Genomic DNA, 1264 nt, shown 5'->3' on the forward strand with positions numbered 1-1264 from the left:
GGCTTTTGACCTGTTAAAGTCCGATGTTCATGCTGCGAAAATAGGATTGGGACTTTCAAAAACCTTGCATTATCCTTCTTGTGGTACATCGCTTGGTACAAAAAACAAGGGCAACAAAGCCTGAAACGACCGGCTACTGACGACCGGCTACTGACTCCTACCCCCAGGAAAAACTTTTTCAGCAGACCCTAAGTATAAATACTCGAACTGCTAAGACCACAGAGATGAGATAATAATTGAAGTCAACCGCTAATAGCTAGAGAAAAAAATGAGACAGGAAATCGAGGTGAAAAACTTAGATATCTTAGGGATAGTTGCGGGAATTGTTGATGAATTAGGAATTGAAGATTTGGTTAATCAAGCATTGGGAATGGATAAGAGAGAGAAAATTAGTGCTGGCACAATCGTGAAAGCTATCATCCTAAATGGAGGTGGTGATTCGCCAGTAGTGATAGAGGCTTAATGCTTTGCTTTGTTGTACATTGTAGTCATGGATAAAATACCAAATAAATAGCCCCGATATGATTATCCATTTTAGAGAAAGATAGACTCTCTCTTACTGGTCTAGAAATCCTTTGTCGAAAGGTATTATTAAGTCTTTCAATAGGATTAGTTTGACAGGATAAGCGCATCGAAAAGTGTAGCATTTTATACAGACAAACTGGACGAATTAACAGTTGCAAGTAACAAGCATCAACCATTGGTTCAGATTATTGACCCAGACTGGATAGAACAGCGATGCTTAAAATTGTTACAACTTTCTTTAAGCCATAACCAATTGTGCATTCGGGCAAGGCAAAAAGTGAAGCAGCAATTTACTTGGGAGTTACAGGCACAAAAATATTCAGAGTTATACAGTGATATCTTGAGCAAGAGCAATGGATATAGCGCTTTTCACGTTACTGAGGTATCGACAAGTTTTGCCAACAAAGGGTTTAAGCCCCTTGCCCATGCCTCATTCTGATGAAAACTGCTATAGTTAGGCTATAGTTACCATAACATTTTGCCCCCGTCTCAATTCTAGCGGCTAGATATTCTCCCTAATGCTAGGGGAAAAAGCTCCTTAAGTCTCATCACCAGCGTGACTCCGATGACTTCAACTATTGCCCCTTCTTCACTTTCGCTGCCTACCCAAGATGAATTGCCCTGCGATGACGGCGTTCCCATGGAAACCCAACGACATAAACTCCAGATGGATATCCTCATTGATGCCTTGTTCCCCTGGTTAGCTGCCAGGGAAGATGGCTATGTGGGGGGCAATATG

The 1264-nt window shown here is 41.4% G+C and carries 2 pseudogenes; both read left to right on the top strand.

Annotated features, from left to right (window positions below):
• Window positions 1-268 precede the first annotated feature (268 nt).
• Window positions 269-436 (top strand): annotated as a pseudogene (locus tag ACE1AQ_RS20850) (DUF4277 domain-containing protein); the annotation flags it as partial.
• A gap of 654 nt (window positions 437-1090) precedes the next feature.
• Window positions 1091-1264, top strand: a pseudogene (locus ACE1AQ_RS20855) (Uma2 family endonuclease); the annotation flags it as partial.

It is taken from the genome of Microcystis sp. BLCC-F209 (assembly GCF_041928595.1).
Lineage (GTDB): Bacteria > Cyanobacteriota > Cyanobacteriia > Cyanobacteriales > Microcystaceae > Microcystis.